We start from the raw sequence: 16898 nt of genomic DNA, 5'->3' as shown, positions 1-16898 counted from the left end.
TAGTTTTCTGATTTTTTTACTAATTAAACTCTTTGCTCAGCCAATTGTGTGATTTTCTAAAAGTTCTTTTATTAGTTCTTCTATTTCAAAATCGCTGTCGGATATATGTTTACTCTCCTTAGTTTGAAAGACAACATTCTCTGTCTTCTTTACTTTAGTAGGTGAGCCTGATAATCCACACTGAACAGGATCAGCTTCAACATCTGCCACACTCCATTCGGTTAGATTTAGGAATGGGCGACTATCATAAATATCGATATAATCTAGATTTTGAACCTGACGTTCTGTAACTGTTTTTGCATGTTTGTACTTAAGCAACAACTTAGCATTTCTTGGTCTGCATGAACGCGCAGAACCGTTTACAGTAATGAGAACCGGAAGAGGACATTCAACAATTTCTACTCCGTTATCTAATCTGCGTTTAATTCTTATGCTTTTTTCTTCTATATTTTCAATACTCTCAGCATATGTAATTTGAGGAATGCCTAATTTTTCAGCAACTTGTGGTCCTACTTGAGCGGTATCTCCATCTATTGCTTGACGACCAGAAAATATAAGATCAAATTTCCCTATTTTTCTAATTGCCATAGATAAAGCATAAGAGGTTGCTAAAGTATCTGCACCTGCAAAAGCTCTGTCTGTTAATAGTACTCCATCATCTGCTCCTCTAAAAAGCCCTTCGCGCAAGATGTCTGCTGCACGCCCCGGTCCCATTGTAAGAATAGTAATTTTTGTTCCGGGAAAACGATCTTTTACTTCAAGAGCCTGTTCGAGCGCATTGAGATCTTCGGGATTAAAAATTGCTGGCAATGCAGCTCTGTTCACTGTACCATCGGCTTTCATAGCATCCTTCCCAACGTTGCGGGTGTCGGGGACCTGCTTAGCCAACACAATAATGTTAAATGCCATCTTTAAGATTGTTTCAATTATAAGTTTTTCATAAAAGTACAAATATACAAAAAATCACTTTTCATAATGTTCTTTTGATGATATAAATCAGTTAAAATTAAAGCAAAGTGCGAAGAAAAATAACAATTTATCAGGTTAGAAATATTATAAATAATCTATACCTGATTACAAAAACCTTTACTTCAACAAATATGTTAATTAAATGTGATATATTTGTTGTATTCTTTTTGTGCTTAACAGATCAACAGATAATATGAAAAAGATTTCTCACTATATTTTATTTTCAATCATAGGTATTTTGCTTTCAAGCTGCTCAGGCTTGAAATATTTAACAGTGGAAACACTTGAGCCGGCTCAGGTAAATCTTCCTGATAATATTCTAAGAGTAGCCGTCGTAAATAATGTTGTTCAGCAGCCAGATGAAATCGGTCATGATCTAATTAAGTTAGGTAGCAATAGTACAGAAAGAGAAAAAGCTTCATCCGACAGTATAGCAATTTTCTATACAGAAGCTCTAACTCAATTTCTTGATGAGGCAGATTATTATCAGCGTGTAACATATTATAGTAAACCTCTGAGAGAAGATTCTGATTTTTTTATGGAGAAACCCCTATCTCCTGAAAGGATGAATGAAATTAAAAGTGAAACAAGATCAGATGCTGTTATATCTCTTGATAAGCTTATTATTGAAACAAATAAGAGAGAGCATTTCAGACAGTTTGGATCTACATATGCTGATTTGAAGGGTAAGATTTATTCAATAATCCGCGTATATTTACCTACAATGAATGGGAAAATACCTGCTGTTCAATACACAGACAGTCTATATTGGGAAGGTTTTGATCTGCAGGATAATATAATGTTTACAGAAGTAAAACTGCCTTCAAGAGAAGAGGCGATGAAGTTATTAGCAATCCATGCAGCAGAAAAAATGAGCAATGTTTTTGCTCCTCATTGGGAAATGCAAGACAGGTGGTATTATACAATGCCGAATAAATATATGCGTGAAGGTGAAACTTATGCTAAAGTTGCAGACTGGAATAATGCTATAATTAAATGGGAATCGTTTTATAATTTACAATCAAACAAAACTTCAAAAGCTAAAGCAGCAAGTAATATAGCTCTTGCCTATGAAATGTTAGACAATATGGTAGAAGCATTTGAATGGGCTAAAGAGGCAAATAAACTTTTCAATGAATCAACCTCACCTAATTCACTGGAAAGAAGAAGGTCACAGTTGTATATGAACGAAATTGAAAGAAGGCGAAGTAATTCCAACAGGATTGATTTATGGGAATAATAACTTCCATTTTTACTAACGTTTGCTGTTTATCACATTTTACGTTAAATTAAGGCAGTTAGAAAAAAAATAAGTGAAGTTCTTACGTGAATTAAAAAAAAATGGTACCTTTGTCTTTGAATCTGCGACAGTAAAATAAACTCATACTACTGTTAATTATTTACAAATTCATTCAAAACTCAATTATATCCACCGAGCTTTTTTACGTTTTATGGAATAGATACCTCCGTAATTAAACCGGGATATAATTCGAACATATCATTTATTCAATAACCATAACGAATTTCAAATAATCTACATGGCTTATAACATTATTGAGCTTAATGAAAAGCTTACAACAGAATTACGGGTCCTTGCAAAAGAGATGGGAATAAGACGCCCTGATGCATATAAAAAAGAGGAGCTAATCTATAAAATTCTTGATGAGCAAGCAATTGCTGAAACTAAAAAACTAACCTCTGACAGTGGTTCCAGACAAGGTAATAAAGGAAGAAATGCTTCTGACAATAATACAAAGAACCAAAAAAACAGAGATAATAAATCTGAATCAAAATCAGCTTCAGTAAAAAAAGTAGAGTCAAAAAAAACTGAACCTGAAAAATCTGAAACTAACAACAAGGATCTGATTAAAAGTCAAAATCAGTCAAATAATGTTTCTGTTCAAACTGAAAAGAAAGATAACCAGCAGAGTGTAAAAAACACACCGTCAAAAAATATATCTCAATCTCCAAATAAAGCGGTAGAAAAAGTGGCAGAAAAATCAACACCTGAAATCATTAAAAACACAACTGCCAATAGCCAGGATAAAAAGGAGAATGTGAAGGAAATTAAGGATGACTCTGTACAAAAACCAACTGGAAGGCCAATTCAGCTGGTATTTAGATCATCTAAACATCGTAATGAAGAAAAGAAGAGTGCTCCTGCTCCAGTAACATTGCCACCTGTTGTAGCAGAGGACCCCGAGGCTGAATCAGAAAAAGCAGCAAGTGCTGCAATCCCACCAGTTGAAAAGATGTCAATTCTGGATCTTATAACACCATCCCCAATTCAGTCTAAACCTCAGCAACAAAATCAACAGACAAAGTCTCAATTAACTACTCAACCACAGAAACAGAAAGAAAAAGAACCATCTTATGATTTTGATGGAATTTTAACTGCTTCTGGCGTTCTTGAAATTATGTCTGACGGTTATGGATTTTTACGTTCATCTGATTACAACTATATGTCATCACCAGATGATATATATGTCTCTCAGTCGCAGATCAGACTGTTTGGGCTTAACACAGGGGATGTTGTAGAGGGACCAATTCGCCCTCCAAAGGAAGGTGAAAAGTTTTTTCCACTGGTTAAAGTAGATCGACTAAATGGACGCAACCCTGATGCTGTACGTGACCGCGTTCCGTTTGATCATTTGAAACCATTATTTCCGGATGAGAAATTCAATTTAACAAAAGGTCATAATGACAATCTTTCATGCAGGGTGGTTGATATGTTTACGCCGATAGGTAAAGGTCAGCGTGGATTAATTGTGGCACAGCCTAAAACTGGTAAAACAGTTCTTCTGAAAGATATTGCCAATGCAATTGCTGACAATCATCCTGAAGTGTATATGATTATACTGCTAATTGATGAAAGACCTGAAGAGGTAACTGATATGGAGCGTAGCGTTAATGCTGAAGTTATTGCGTCTACCTTTGATGAGCCTGCAGACCATCACGTAAAAATTGCTGAAATAGTACTTAACAAAGCAAGACGATTAGTTGAATGTGGTCATGATGTGGTAATTCTGTTAGACTCTATCACTCGTCTAGCAAGAGCATATAATACAGTTCAACCGGCATCAGGTAAAGTACTTTCAGGAGGTGTTGATGCAAATGCATTGCACAAACCTAAACGCTTCTTTGGAGCAGCAAGAAATATTGAAAATGGTGGTTCACTAACTATAATTGCTACTGCTCTTACCGATACAGGTTCTAAAATGGATGATGTAATATTCGAAGAGTTTAAAGGTACAGGTAACATGGAACTTCAGCTTGATAGAAAATTATCCAACAAGAGAATTTTTCCTTCTGTGGATATTATAGCTTCAAGTACACGTCGTGATGACCTGCTACTATCAGAAGAAACTCTTAATCGTATGTGGGTATTACGTAACTTCCTTTCTGATATGAACTCTGTTGAAGCAATGGAATTCTTACTTAATAGATTAAGACGTACATCTAACAATGAAGAATTTTTAATCTCAATGAATGATTGATAATCAAGTAAACTAACACTTTTATAAAAGAAATAACGCGGTAACTTTTAAGTTTTCCGCGTTATTTCTTTTTACTCAAAAACCTGTCCAACAATTTCTTATTTTATCTCCATATATCATCTGGATATTGCACATTATCCAAAAAAAGTGCATTTCCGGGAACAGAATCACCAGCAACTTGTCTGTTTTTAGCATTTATAATTCTAATGAGACCTTTCTCGTCGAGTCGTCCTCTGCCAGCTTCCAATAATGTTCCTACAATTGCCCTTACCATATTGCGTAAGAATCGGTCTGCTTTTATTTCGAAAACATATAAATTACCCATTCGTTTCCAGACGGCATATTCTATACTGCAAATATTTGTTTTTACATCAGTATGAAGTTTACTAAAACTTGTAAAGTCCTTTGTTTGTATTAATAATGGACAAAGAGCATTCATCTTATCAATATCTGGAATAAAATTCACTCTATAGGTAAGTTCATGATGAAAAGGATCTTTCTCTGTTGTTATATAATATTTATATGTTCTGGAAATAGCGCTAAAACGTGCATGCGCATCAGGCTTTACCTCATTTATTGAAAAGATTGCAATATCTTTAGGTAGAAAACTATTTAGTTTGAAAACCAAATCTTCAGATGAGAAAGGATCTCCAACCCAATCAAAGTGTGCTATCATTTTACTGGCATGTACACCTGCATCTGTTCTGCCTGCACCCACAACTTCAACTTCTGAACGAAGAATTGTAGATAGTGCATATTGCAGCTTTTCCTGCACACTTAAACCATTAGGTTGTATTTGCCAACCAACATAGTTTTTCCCGTTATATGAGAGTGTTATAAAGAAACGCGCCATTGAAAATTAATAATTAACCATTCATCTCTCTCAAACGGATCTTAGTAAGTACCTGTTTGGTGTTAAGCGTAAAATCTCCATCCATCATCCAAGAGTAGTAACTCGGTTCATTTTTTAACACTTCAGAGACAGGTTTCCCTTTGTGTTTCCCAAAGTTAAACACTTCTACCCCACTCTCGTTTAAAACGATACGACCTGCCAAGTCAACATTATTATTAAAACTTGAATATTCTTTTGATAAAGAATCCACACTATTCTCAAGATCAGGATATCGATCCAATTGAGACTTTAGAACCTCATATGTAGCAATTACATCAGCCTCAGCAGAATGTGCATTCTCTAATTTTTTATTACAATAGAATGAATATGCTGCCTCAAGAGTGCGTTGCTCTTTTCTGTGGAAAATTATTTGAACATCTACAAATTTTCGCTTACTTATATCAAAATCTACTCCAGCCCTCAGAAATTCTTCTGCTAACATTGGAACGTCAAAACGACTGGAATTAAATCCTGCCATGTCACATCCCTCCAACATTTCTGAAAGTGATTTAGCAATTTGTTTAAATGTAGGACAGTCCTTAACATCCTCATCTGTAATACCATGAATTGCAGTTGATTCAGGCGGGATAGGCATTTCCGGATTAATACGTCTGGTTCTCGATTCTTCTTTCCCGTTAGGATAAACTTTTAACAGAGATATTTCGATAATGCGATCACGTGTTATATTGATCCCGGTAGTTTCTAAATCAAAAAACACTAACGGGTTTTTCAGCTTTAATTCCATTTTAACGTTTTAAATTGATTAGTCATTTAACATCATCGGCATTAAAAGAGTCAGCATATCTTCATTAGTCTCTTGTTCTACAGGGAGAATAAGTCCGGCTCTTGATGGATCAGACAATTCAATTCTAACATCGGAACTTGGAATGTTATCTAATATTTCTATTAAAAAAGCAGCTTTGAAACCTATATTCATTACATTTCCTGTGTAAGAACATACTATTGTTTCCTCTGCAGCTGTGAGAAAATCAATATCTTGTGCAGTTATTACTATTTTCTCTTCTGATAATTGCAATTTAACCAATCCTATTGATGGATTTGAAAATACGGACACCCTCTTTAGTGCATTAAGCAGAGTTAATCTGTCTAATGTAACAGTATTGCTGTTATTTTGAGGAATCACTGAGTTATAGTTCGGATATCTTCCTTCTACAAAACGACAAATCATTTTATAATCACTCATTGTGATATATGCATTATTTTCATCAAAGTTTATTGTCACTGTACCTGTTTCCTTTGGTAAAAGAGCCTTTAATAGGTTAGCAGGTTTCTTAGGTAGAATAAAAGAAGATCGACCTTCACCCTTTGCTTCGGTGGTTGTAACTCGAACTAATTTATGTCCATCTGATGCTACAAATGTGAGGTTATCAGATGTTATATCAAAGTAAATTCCGTTCATTACAGGGCGGAGTTCATCATCAGCAGTTGCAAAAACAGTTCTGTTAATTCCAGACATTAGCATATCTGCTTCTATTGTGAGACTCATAGAAGTCTCTTCTTTCAAAGGTTTTGGTTCAGGATATTCATCACCTTTTAATCCTACAAAATTATATTTTCCGTTATGGTAATAAATAAAGACCTCCAGAGTTTCATCATTTATATCAAATGTTAAAGGTTGATCAGGAAGCTCTCGTAAAGGATCCAGAAGGTTTTTAGCATTGATTGCAAGACTACCTTCTCCTTCTGCATTATTCACTTCAATCCATGTTTCCAGACGTGTTTCACTATCTGCAGCAGTCAATGTAAGCTTATTACCCTTTAACTCCAGCTTAAAGCAGTCCAGTATAGGTAATGTACTTTTGGAATTAATGACTCTACTAATTGCCTGCAGATGATTCAACATCGTAGCGCTTGATGCTATAAATTTCATGTCAGTATGTTTTTTTTAATTCTTTAGCAAATATATGAAATATTCTTGGAGCTCCGGCTGTTTTAAGGATTTCTTTTTTTCTGTACTTCTCTCTTTAAATGCTCCTTTTTATTTTGATTTATTCATCTATTATCTTCTGTTTCTTGGATGATGTTCAATTATTTCCTGCCTTAAAAAAGTTCTGTCTATATGAGTATAAATCTCTGTTGTTGCTATTTTCTCATGTCCAAGCATTTCCTGAATTACTCTTATATTCGCACCTCTCTCTAAGAGATGAGTTGCAAAGGAGTGACGAAAAACATGAGGACTAACATCTTTCCTGATACCTGCAGCCTCTGCATACTGTTTAATAAAATAAAAAACAGTTATACGTGACAATGCAGTACCTCTTCGAGAACTTACAAAAACAATATCTTCATAACCCTTCTTTATATAGATCTGACCTCTATATATCAACCAATTATTTATCTCTTGAATTGCTGTTTCAGATATAGGAACAAGTCGCTGTTTATCACCTTTCCCCACTACCCTTATAAATCCTTCATCAAAATATAAGTCAGAAAAACGCAGATTAGTTATTTCAGAAACTCTCAGTCCGCAACTGTAAAGTGTTTCAATGATAGCATAGTTGCGTGTACCCTCCAAGGTTGAAACATCAATCACAGAAAGAATCGAATCTATTTCTTCAATTGATAATACAACTGGCAATTTCAATCCAGTTTTAGGTGAATCAAGCAAATCTGTTGGATTATCTTCTCTGTAATTATCCAGCATAAAATACCTAAAGAATGATTTTAGTGCTGAAATAACCCTTGACATGGATCTTGGAGAAAGATTATTATCATATAATCCAGCTAGAAACTCCTCCAGATCGGATGTTTTTATTGAAATAAGAGATAACTTTTCTTCTTCTATAAATAATAACAACTTATTTAAATCACGGATATATGCTTCAATTGTGTTTTTAGATAATCCTTTCTCAAAAAGTAAATATCTTCGGTATTTATCTGTGACATTTTTTAGATTCATATCATTTATTAATTAAATGACTGCTTAGTTCAACTCCCTCTTCAATACTATATTCTATAGCATTCATTAAGTAGTTTATATCTTCCTTACTTACATGTTTATTCCTCTCTAACTGTTCCATAATGCCGACTACCTTCTCATGTCCTATCATGCGAAACAGAGGCAGCATTTTATGTGAAATTTTGCTGATACTCACAAAATCATTATCCTTTATTGCATTCTTCAGAATCAACTCACTTTCCTTGGTTTCATTGATAAATGATTTTAGTATTTCACTTGATGCATCAATATCATCTTTTACAAACTCAATTAATGCACTTACACCATTTAGCTTAAGATTATAATCCTCAGAAGAGTTTATAAAAGAACTGTTTATATATTTTGAAATCTTTTCGTAAAGTTGATTAAAGTTGAAAGGTTTACTTATGAAATCTTTAAAACCGGCAGCTTGAATCATCGATATAGAAATATCAGATCTGGCAGAAAGTGCCAAAACAGGAATTTCGACATTTTGATCTCTAAGCTTTTCATTGACACTTCTCACCAAATCAAAGCCTGATTTATCTCCTAATTGAATATCTATGAGAATGATATCAAAATTATTACTATCTATAATACCTAATACATTATCCGGATTTGATTCAGTTGTACAATTAATTTCTTTCTTCTGGACTATCTCTGACATCATTTTCAATTGAACAGGATCATCATCAACATAAAGCATTGACACATCTTTCAAATCATCATATTTTGAAAACCCTTTCCGGTCTTTATCTCTATCTGTAATAACATTTAAAGGGATTTCAACAACAAATTCAGATCCCTCACCTTTGGTTGAAGTAAAACTAATCTCACCGTTGACAACCTTTACGAATCCTTTTGTAATAGCTAGCCCCAAGCCACTACCTTCAACATGTTCTCCTTTGTTATTATTTTTTATGAATTGCTTGAACTCGTTGAAAATATCCTCCTGATCTTCAATGTCAATTCCCTCTCCTGTATCTGCAACTGCAAAATTTAGAACTGTTTTTGAATCTGTCTCATGTGTATTAGCAAGAATTGTAATTTGACCATGAGAGGTATATTTCACTGCATTTGAAATTAGATTACTGAAAATATGCCATAAAACGTAATTATCACCAAAACATAGCATGCCTTCGGGTATCTTATTTTCAACTTTAAACTCGAGACCTTTTTTATCAGCCAAGGGCTTGAAGCTATTTGTTGATTCCTCAATCAGAGAGTATAAACTAAATTCTGATTCCTGTAATTGCCAGCCCCCTTTATCAAGCTTATGAAAGTCGAGTAATGTTGAAACAAGCTGTAAAACATTTTGGGCTGATAATTTAATATTCTGGAGATAAAAATTGCTCTTCTTATTATCCTTTTCCTCAATCATAAGATCGATATAACCCAATATTGAACCTGTAGGAGCTTTAATGTCGTGGGATATTGTAAGCATCAGCATCTCCCTGTAGCTAAGCAAGTCCGTTATACGTTTATTGGATTGCTCCAATTGCATGCGATATCGATGACTTTTATTGATATCAATTAAAAATAATACTGCGAAAATTATTGCAAAAATTATAGAAAGCAAAGAAACAACAAACATTGTATTTTGTGACCTGGATATTGCTCGAGACCTCTCACTGATTAATAATAGTGATTTTTTAATCTCTTCATGTTCAATATTCTTTAACAATTCATCTATTTGAGAGGTGAGCATTCTGTTGGTTTGACTCATTACCTCCTGTCTTCTGATCAAATCTGTATGAATCTCTCTTTGTCTTCTTAAATCAAGTCTTTCTGAATAAATAACTTTATTAATAATTGTATCCACAATAAGTCGGAACTCTACATCAGATACCAGGGTTTTGTTTTCAATTACTATTGTAGAGTCCTGTTTAGCATTAAAAACATCGCGGACACGATTAATAAAACTTTTTCGCTCACCTGTAATAACAATTGTATCACTTCTTGCTATATTTGGATTACTTATATTTATCTTTTCAAGATAATCTGAGATATCTCTGTTTAATTCTTTTGGAACATATCTACTATCAGTCTCTCTTATAATATTTGGAGATTTACTAATAGAGTCAAGTAATGAAGAAATATCTAATAAATTCTCACTTTTGATTTTCATTAAAAGACTGATACTGTCAAGTTTATTTTTTCTAATTTCATCATCAGTGTACTCTTTTAATCTTTCAAGGTTCTTTTTCACAGCAGGTATCAGAGAATCATATTTAGCATAATACTGTTCAGCTCCCTCAGAAGTCAGCAAGTCCTGCTCACTTTCAACCTCATAAAGCATAGAGAGAATATTACCTACTATAATCAATTCAGAGGTATCTTCATTTCGTACTTTCTTATTAGAAAAATCCACCAGATTATTATATAAAGCTATCAGACCTGTTATCATTACAGAAACAACTAAAAGATAGCTTAATATAACACTCACTTTAATATTTGAAGCCCCTTTTTTCTTCATTACATAAGGATTATACCTTTACATTATATAGCTTTATTTTATTATACAATGTTTTTCTGTCAATATTAAGAATAGAAGCAGCCATTGTCTTATTTCCTTTTGCCAATTCAAGTGCCTGACAGATTTTCTCTTTCTCGTAATACTCCTTTCTCAGACTTTGGATACTTCTTTTAATTGGCTTCTGACTTTCATCTTTCGATTTTTCATAATTAAAAAGGTCATCTATTAAATCAGCTTTTATTACGCTTTCTTCAGTTAGCAAAGCTGCTTTTATAATAATATTTTTAAGCTCTTGTATATTACCGGGCCAATCATACTCAACAAGTTGCTTCTGAATTACAGGGTCAATTTCTGTGATTTCTTTGTTTAATGTAAAATTTGCAAATCTGAGGAAATGTGTAGCAAAAAAGATAATCTGTTGCGCTCTTCCTTTAAGTGAAGGTAATATCACACAATCCTCTATTATGAGATTGTATAGTTTAGGTGTAAGTATCTTTTGTAGATCTTCAGGCTTTTTCTCAGAACTCAAAATAACCTGAGTAAACTCTTCATCTCTGCTCTGTCTTGTAATTATTTTTAATAAATCATCCTGCAAAAAATTATTCAGCTGATCTATTTCTCGTACATAAAAGAGACCACCCTTTGCATTTTCAAACTTCTCCTTCAGTTTTAATTCTCCCTCTTTTATCTGACTTTTATTACTCTTTTTGCTAACAATATCATTCGCATCCAAACAAACAAGCGGTTTAGATCCATTAATCCCTTTTTCGTATATATATTTTACTGCTGAAAACTTCCCTGTACCTCTATCACCTAATATTAACAGGTGTGTGTTATTTTCTGCTGTATTGTTTAGTTGTCTGAATAGTTGTTTATAATCTTCATCTGGAGGTGTTATATAGTCATTCTTAACAGGATTATTTCGATTCGAAATTTCAAGCTTTAAAAAAGCTTCATCAATTTTATTGAATAATTTCTCCGGATCAATTGGTTTTGATATGTAATCCACTGCACCGTTTTTCATTGCTTCAACTGCTGAATCAATATCTGCAAAACCTGTCATCATGATAACAAGAATATCCGGATCATATTTTTTAACCCACTTTAAAAATGCAAACCCGTCTGTATCTGGCATCATTATATCACTAAGGATCATGTCATATGGGGACTCCCTTACCTTCTCTTTAGCTTCTTCGGCATGAGAAGCTGTATCAACATTGAATCCTTTTTTAACTAACCAGGATTTCAACATCAGGCAAACGGTTAAATTATCATCAATTACAAGTATTGTTTTATTCATCTTTAATTAAACATATGTAAATTACCCCTTTTTTTCTTTTTCGAGCTCTTTAGGTAATACATAGGAGGAATATAACAAGAATATTCCGCCTGCCACCATAACTAATACCCATTCATTCCTGTTTTTAAACATCAGATAGGTAGCAGCAATCATTAACAGGCATGATAATATCTGGAAGTTATAAAGTCTTTTTCCTCTTATGCTCTTGCCGGAGTAAGGACTGGTAACTGTAATTACTGAAAACAGTGCAACAGAAAATGCCATAACCCATGAAGCCGCTAAAGGGTAAAACATAAATAGTAATGCAGATAAAAGGATTAATATCCCTGATATTTTAAATAAAATACTTTTCATAATTATTTATAGCTGATTCATATTTTCAAATCTTCAATGATCAAATGCAAAAGCTACTATTTTATTTATGATCAATAATAAAAATTTCTTCGTTTTCTTTTTTCATGAAATAATTCTCACGAGCAAACTTTTCAAGGTCATCTGTGTTTGATTGTAATTCATCTAATTTCTCTTTGTCTGACTTTGACTGGTTCTGATAAAATTCAATCTGTGCTTCAAGGTCTTTTATTTGAGATTCATTCCTTAATCTTTTTAGTATACTACTATCACTAAAAAAGAAGAGCATAAGAATAAGTACCAAAAGAATGATAATTTGAGTTACAGTTAATCCTGCCACTCTTTTAGTCCCAAATTTTTTAATATTATCTTTCATTCAGACTTGTTCACTGAAGGTTTGATTTATAAAACAAAAATAGATTTTTTTTTCTACTTTTGCTAATCAATGTGTGATAATTATCTAAAATATCACTTGTGCAGTTTAGGCTGTTTGCACAATAAAAAGTATCTTTACAGGCTAGTTAATAATTTTAGCTACAAAACAAGTTTAATATATATTTAAATTCAGCATGAGAAAAGTTTCTTTGATTATTCTTCTGGTTTTGTTTACCACATCCTTAACATTTCCATGTACTAATTTATTGGTAGGAAAGAAAGCATCCACAGATGGTTCAACAATTATATCCTATGCGGCCGACTCATATGGGCTCTATGGAGAGTTATATCACTGGCCTGCAAAAGAGTATAAACCTGGTGAAATGCTAAAAGTTTATGAATGGGATAGCGGTAAGTATTTAGGTGAAATTCCTCAGGTTCTGAAAACATACAATGTTATTGGTAACATGAATGAACATCAGCTGGCAATAGGTGAAACTACTTTTGGAGGAAGAAGTGAACTTACTGATTCAACCGGAATCATAGACTATGGCAGTCTGATTTACATTACGCTTCAGCGTGCAAAAAATGCCAGAGAAGCAATAAAGATTATGACCAGCCTTGTAAGCGAATATGGATATTATAGTTCAGGAGAGTCTTTTTCTATTGCAGACCCAAATGAAATATGGGTTATGGAGATGATTGGAAAAGGTCCGGGAAACAAAGGTGCAGTATGGGTTGCAGTCAGAATTCCCGATGATTGTGTAACTGCTCATGCTAATCAGGCACGAATCCAGCAATTTCCATTGAATGACCCTGAAAATTGTATCTATTCGCCTGATGTAATTACTTTTGCACGCGAAAAAGGGTATTTTACAGGAAAAGACAGCGAGTTCAGTTTTGCAAAAGCGTATGCACCACTTGATTTCGGAGCATTAAGATTTTGCGAGGCACGAGTTTGGTCGTTCTTCAACAATGTCAATAAAGATATGGGTAAATATGTTACCTATGCACAGGGATTAACTACAGATCCAATGCCTTTATATATAAAACCTGATAGAAAACTAAGTGTACAAGACATTCAGAATCTGATGCGCGATCATTATGAAGGAACTGAATTAGACTGGCGCTTTGACGTTGGTGCGGGACCTTTCAACTCACCCTATCGATGGTCTCCACTTACATATCAGGTAGACTCTGTTGAATATTGTAATGAAAGACCAATTGCTACACAGCAGACTGCATTTTCATTTGTAGCTCAAATGCGTTCATGGTTGCCTAATGAAATTGGTGGTATACTTTGGTTTGGTATAGATGATGCGGCTCAAACTGTATATTACCCATTTTATTGCGGTCACAACGAAGTACCTCATGAAATGAAGATTGGTAATGGTGATTTGCTTACCTTCTCATGGACATCCGCTTTCTGGATTCACAACTGGGTTTCAAACTTAGTCTATACCCGATATAGTGATATGAGCGAAGATATGAAAAAGGTGCAATCAGCTTTAGAAAATAGATTCCATGCTTCACAACCTCAAATTGAAGAAAAAGCATTAAGTGTACTTGAACAATCAAATCAGGATGCTGTAAAATACCTCACCAGTTACACCAATAATCTCGTAACTGAAGGTGTAGCAGAATGGAAAAAACTTGGTGAATTTCTAATGGTTAAATATATTGATGGCGTAATTAAACAGGAGGAAAATGGTAAATTTAAACGAAATCCATATGGCCAACCTGCTAATCCTTTACGTCCAGGCTACTCTAACGAATACTACCAAAAAATAATCGATCAAACAGGTGATAAATACAAAGTTCAACCTGTAGAATAAAAAGATAAACATAATACATTTTTTATATGAAAAATGAGACTTTAATATCACTAGTAACGGATAAAGCTAATTCATGGCTGGAGGGTGATTATGATGCTGATACAAAAAAGGAAATTCAGCAATTGCTTGACAATGAAGACAAGAGCCCTCTTATCGATGCATTTTATAAAGATCTGGAGTTTGGAACTGGTGGACTACGAGGTATTATGGGTGCCGGTAGCAACAGAATGAATATTTACACTGTCGGTACTGCAACACAGGGACTTTCAAACTATCTTAAAAAAGAGTTTGCAAACCATGATCAAATTAAAGTTGTAATTGGACATGACTGCCGCAATAATAGTCGCAAATTTGCCGAAGTAGCAGCAGATATCTTCAGCGCAAATGGCATAAAGGTTTATCTGTTTGAAAACCTGCGCCCCACTCCTTTAATCTCTTATGCAATCCGTAAACTGGGATGCCAGAGCGGAATAATGGTAACCGCCTCTCATAACCCTAAAGAATATAATGGTTATAAAGCTTACTGGAATGATGGTGCACAAGTATTGGCTCCTCATGACAGAAACATCATTGCTGAAGTAAATCGCATTAAATCCAATAGTGAGATAAAATTCAAAGGTGATAAGAAACTCATCGAAATTATTGGTAAGGATATGGACAACGCGTTCATTGAAGAGGTAAAGAAACTTGTACTATCACCGGAATCAATTCAAAGAAACAGCGATATTAAAATTGTATATACACCTATTCATGGTACAGGTGGTACATTAGTTCCAGATGCACTGAAAGCGGTTGGTTTTACAAATATAATTCATGTACCCGAACAGGATGTCATAAGTGGTGATTTCCCCACTGTAGTTTCTCCTAACCCGGAAGAGCCTGCTGCTCTTGACCTTGCAATAAAAAAAGCAAGGGAGACTGATGCCGACCTGGTTATGGCCACCGACCCTGATAGTGATCGCATAGGAACTGCAATACGTGATGATAAGGGTGAATTTATTCTTGTTAATGGTAATCAGACACTTCTATTATGTCTTTACTATCTGATGACCCGGCGTGAAGAGCTGGGACTTCTCACAGGTAAAGAGTTTATTGTAAAAACTATTGTATCTACTGAACTTGCCAAAGTAATTGCCCAAAGCAAAGGTATTGAGATTTATGACAGTTACACTGGTTTCAAATGGATAGCTGATATAATCCGCAAAAACGAAGGAATAAAGAAATATATCGGTGGAGGTGAAGAGAGTTACGGTTTTCTTGCAGGTGATTTTGTCAGAGACAAGGATGCTGTATCCGCCTGTACACTATTTGCAGAGATAGCAGCATGGGCAAGAGATAACGGAAAATCTGTATATGAACTGCTTCAGGATATTTATCTTGAATATGGTTATTCAAAAGAGGTAGGAATATCTCTCGTTAAGAAGGGAAAAGAGGGTGCTGAAGAAATAGAAGCTATGATGAAAAACTTCAGAGCAAAACCACTCACCTCTCTTGGAGGATCTCCTGTTACACTAATAAAGGATTTTGGAAAACTTGAAGCGGTAGATTTTGTACGCGATGAACAGATAGCTCTCGAAATGCCTACAACTTCTAATGTAATACAGTACTTCACTGAAGACAATACAAAAATGTCTATTCGTCCTTCAGGAACTGAACCAAAAATAAAATTTTATATTGAAGTAAAAGGCTACGCTAAAACAAGAGAAGAATTAGAACAGGCTGAAAGAAAAGCAGATGAAAAAATAAATGAAATACGTGAAGAATTAGGTATATGAAACGAAAACTTACAATTGCACTGGTAGCACATGATCATCGAAAAGCAGATATGGTAGACTGGGTTATATATAACTCTGATTTCCTGTCTAATCACCATCTTGTTTGTACTGGAACAACAGGAACACTGGTAAGAGATGCGTTAAAAAATGAGGGTGTTAACCCTGAGTTCACAATAATGAATTCTGGTCCTATGGGAGGTGATGCCGAAATAGCAGCTAAAGTTGTTCGAAAAGAAATTGACCTTGCAGTATTTCTTATAGATGATCTCAACGCACAACCTCATGAAGCAGACATTATGATGCTGCTCAGACAGTGTAGGGTGCATAATGTACCTATCGCATGTAACAGGTTTAGTGCAGACCTTATGATAACAAGTTCTCTGTGGGATGATGAAAATTATGTACCATCTCCCCCGAGGTATGAAAAGTTCAATAGGGATGAATATCTTTTTTAGTCATTGATATTTTATATTAAACATTAATTTAATAA

At 34.3% G+C, this 16898-nt stretch carries 14 protein-coding genes; 5 read left to right on the top strand and 9 right to left on the bottom strand.

The features are described from left to right. Window positions 1-36: 36 nt before the first annotated feature. On the bottom strand, window positions 37-909 hold the full coding sequence (locus tag BN1354_RS03540) for an electron transfer flavoprotein subunit beta/FixA family protein (RefSeq protein WP_053826245.1): 873 nt from the start codon (window positions 907-909) through the stop codon (window positions 37-39). Between the two features lie 253 nt (window positions 910-1162). Here BN1354_RS03540 and BN1354_RS03535 point away from each other — a divergent pair, with 253 nt between their 5' ends. Together BN1354_RS03535 and rho are read left to right on the top strand one after the other, a co-directional pair. Further along, window positions 1163-2209 carry a DUF6340 family protein gene (locus BN1354_RS03535; protein ID WP_154904817.1) on the top strand — a complete coding sequence of 349 codons (1047 nt, stop codon included), beginning with the start codon at window positions 1163-1165 and terminating at the stop codon, window positions 2207-2209. 298 nt (window positions 2210-2507) lie between these two features. Then, the gene (gene rho, locus BN1354_RS03530; RefSeq protein WP_045089684.1) at window positions 2508-4466 is read left to right on the top strand and encodes a transcription termination factor Rho; all 1959 of its coding nucleotides are present in this window, start codon (window positions 2508-2510) and stop codon (window positions 4464-4466) included. 103 nt (window positions 4467-4569) lie between these two features. On the opposite strand, the gene truA is transcribed toward rho, so the two are convergent. The 8 genes from truA to BN1354_RS03490 form a co-directional block, all read right to left on the bottom strand. Then, window positions 4570-5319 (bottom strand): tRNA pseudouridine(38-40) synthase TruA, encoded by a 750-nt coding sequence (gene truA, locus BN1354_RS03525; protein WP_053826243.1) that lies wholly within the window; start codon window positions 5317-5319, stop codon window positions 4570-4572. A 13-nt stretch (window positions 5320-5332) separates the two neighbouring features. Further along, window positions 5333-6103, bottom strand: coding sequence for a 3'-5' exonuclease (locus tag BN1354_RS03520; protein ID WP_045089686.1), 771 nt, complete (start codon window positions 6101-6103; stop codon window positions 5333-5335). 18 nt (window positions 6104-6121) lie between these two features. Next, window positions 6122-7249, bottom strand: coding sequence for a DNA polymerase III subunit beta (gene dnaN, locus BN1354_RS03515; RefSeq protein WP_045089687.1), 1128 nt, complete (start codon window positions 7247-7249; stop codon window positions 6122-6124). 129 nt (window positions 7250-7378) lie between these two features. Further along, window positions 7379-8278, bottom strand: a complete 900-nt coding sequence (gene xerD / locus BN1354_RS03510) for a site-specific tyrosine recombinase XerD (protein WP_045089688.1) — start codon at window positions 8276-8278, stop codon at window positions 7379-7381. 1 nt (window position 8279) lies between these two features. Beyond that, window positions 8280-10772 carry an ATP-binding protein gene (locus BN1354_RS03505; RefSeq protein WP_053826242.1) on the bottom strand — a complete coding sequence of 831 codons (2493 nt, stop codon included), beginning with the start codon at window positions 10770-10772 and terminating at the stop codon, window positions 8280-8282. 10 nt (window positions 10773-10782) lie between these two features. Further along, entirely contained in the window at window positions 10783-12072 is a 1290-nt protein-coding gene (locus BN1354_RS03500; protein ID WP_053826241.1) for a sigma-54-dependent transcriptional regulator, read from the bottom strand. A 21-nt stretch (window positions 12073-12093) separates the two neighbouring features. Further along, a complete protein-coding gene (locus tag BN1354_RS03495; RefSeq protein WP_052673158.1) occupies window positions 12094-12426 on the bottom strand; it encodes a hypothetical protein in 333 nt (110 codons plus the stop codon). Between the two features lie 61 nt (window positions 12427-12487). Continuing rightward, entirely contained in the window at window positions 12488-12799 is a 312-nt protein-coding gene (locus tag BN1354_RS03490) for an FtsB family cell division protein (protein ID WP_045089691.1), read from the bottom strand. A gap of 193 nt (window positions 12800-12992) precedes the next feature. Here BN1354_RS03490 and BN1354_RS03485 point away from each other — a divergent pair, with 193 nt between their 5' ends. Genes BN1354_RS03485 through BN1354_RS03475 form a run of 3 tightly spaced genes read left to right on the top strand, consistent with a single transcriptional unit; the run spans window position 12993 to window position 16863 of the window. Next, the gene (locus BN1354_RS03485) at window positions 12993-14633 is read left to right on the top strand and encodes a dipeptidase (protein WP_053826240.1); all 1641 of its coding nucleotides are present in this window, start codon (window positions 12993-12995) and stop codon (window positions 14631-14633) included. Between the two features lie 26 nt (window positions 14634-14659). After that, a complete protein-coding gene (locus BN1354_RS03480) occupies window positions 14660-16408 on the top strand; it encodes a phospho-sugar mutase (RefSeq protein ID WP_045089693.1) in 1749 nt (582 codons plus the stop codon). Next, window positions 16405-16863 carry a methylglyoxal synthase gene (locus BN1354_RS03475; protein ID WP_045089694.1) on the top strand — a complete coding sequence of 153 codons (459 nt, stop codon included), beginning with the start codon at window positions 16405-16407 and terminating at the stop codon, window positions 16861-16863. Before BN1354_RS03480 ends, BN1354_RS03475 begins: the two co-directional genes overlap by 4 nt. Window positions 16864-16898 lie beyond the last annotated feature (35 nt).

It is taken from the genome of Lascolabacillus massiliensis (assembly GCF_001282625.1).
Classification (GTDB): Bacteria; Bacteroidota; Bacteroidia; order Bacteroidales; family Dysgonomonadaceae; genus Proteiniphilum; species Proteiniphilum massiliensis.
The sequence above is the reverse complement of the archived record's forward strand: the minus strand, read 5'-3'. Positions and strand labels throughout refer to the sequence as shown.

Excerpts from the sequence above, each read along its gene's own strand:
- BN1354_RS03475 (WP_045089694.1), top strand. The coding sequence starts at position 16,405 with ATGAAACGAAAACTTACAATTGCACTGGTAGCACATGATCATCGAAAA.
- BN1354_RS03480 (WP_045089693.1), top strand. The coding sequence starts at position 14,660 with ATGAAAAATGAGACTTTAATATCACTAGTAACGGATAAAGCTAATTCA.
- BN1354_RS03535 (WP_154904817.1), top strand. The coding sequence starts at position 1,163 with ATGAAAAAGATTTCTCACTATATTTTATTTTCAATCATAGGTATTTTG.
- BN1354_RS03495 (WP_052673158.1), bottom strand. The coding sequence starts at position 12,426 with ATGAAAAGTATTTTATTTAAAATATCAGGGATATTAATCCTTTTATCT.
- BN1354_RS03505 (WP_053826242.1), bottom strand. The coding sequence starts at position 10,772 with ATGAAGAAAAAAGGGGCTTCAAATATTAAAGTGAGTGTTATATTAAGC.
- BN1354_RS03485 (WP_053826240.1), top strand. The coding sequence starts at position 12,993 with ATGAGAAAAGTTTCTTTGATTATTCTTCTGGTTTTGTTTACCACATCC.
- truA (WP_053826243.1), bottom strand. The coding sequence starts at position 5,319 with ATGGCGCGTTTCTTTATAACACTCTCATATAACGGGAAAAACTATGTT.
- BN1354_RS03490 (WP_045089691.1), bottom strand. The coding sequence starts at position 12,799 with ATGAAAGATAATATTAAAAAATTTGGGACTAAAAGAGTGGCAGGATTA.
- BN1354_RS03500 (WP_053826241.1), bottom strand. The coding sequence starts at position 12,072 with ATGAATAAAACAATACTTGTAATTGATGATAATTTAACCGTTTGCCTG.
- BN1354_RS03520 (WP_045089686.1), bottom strand. The coding sequence starts at position 6,103 with ATGGAATTAAAGCTGAAAAACCCGTTAGTGTTTTTTGATTTAGAAACT.
- BN1354_RS03540 (WP_053826245.1), bottom strand. The coding sequence starts at position 909 with ATGGCATTTAACATTATTGTGTTGGCTAAGCAGGTCCCCGACACCCGC.
- xerD (WP_045089688.1), bottom strand. The coding sequence starts at position 8,278 with ATGAATCTAAAAAATGTCACAGATAAATACCGAAGATATTTACTTTTT.
- rho (WP_045089684.1), top strand. The coding sequence starts at position 2,508 with ATGGCTTATAACATTATTGAGCTTAATGAAAAGCTTACAACAGAATTA.
- dnaN (WP_045089687.1), bottom strand. The coding sequence starts at position 7,249 with ATGAAATTTATAGCATCAAGCGCTACGATGTTGAATCATCTGCAGGCA.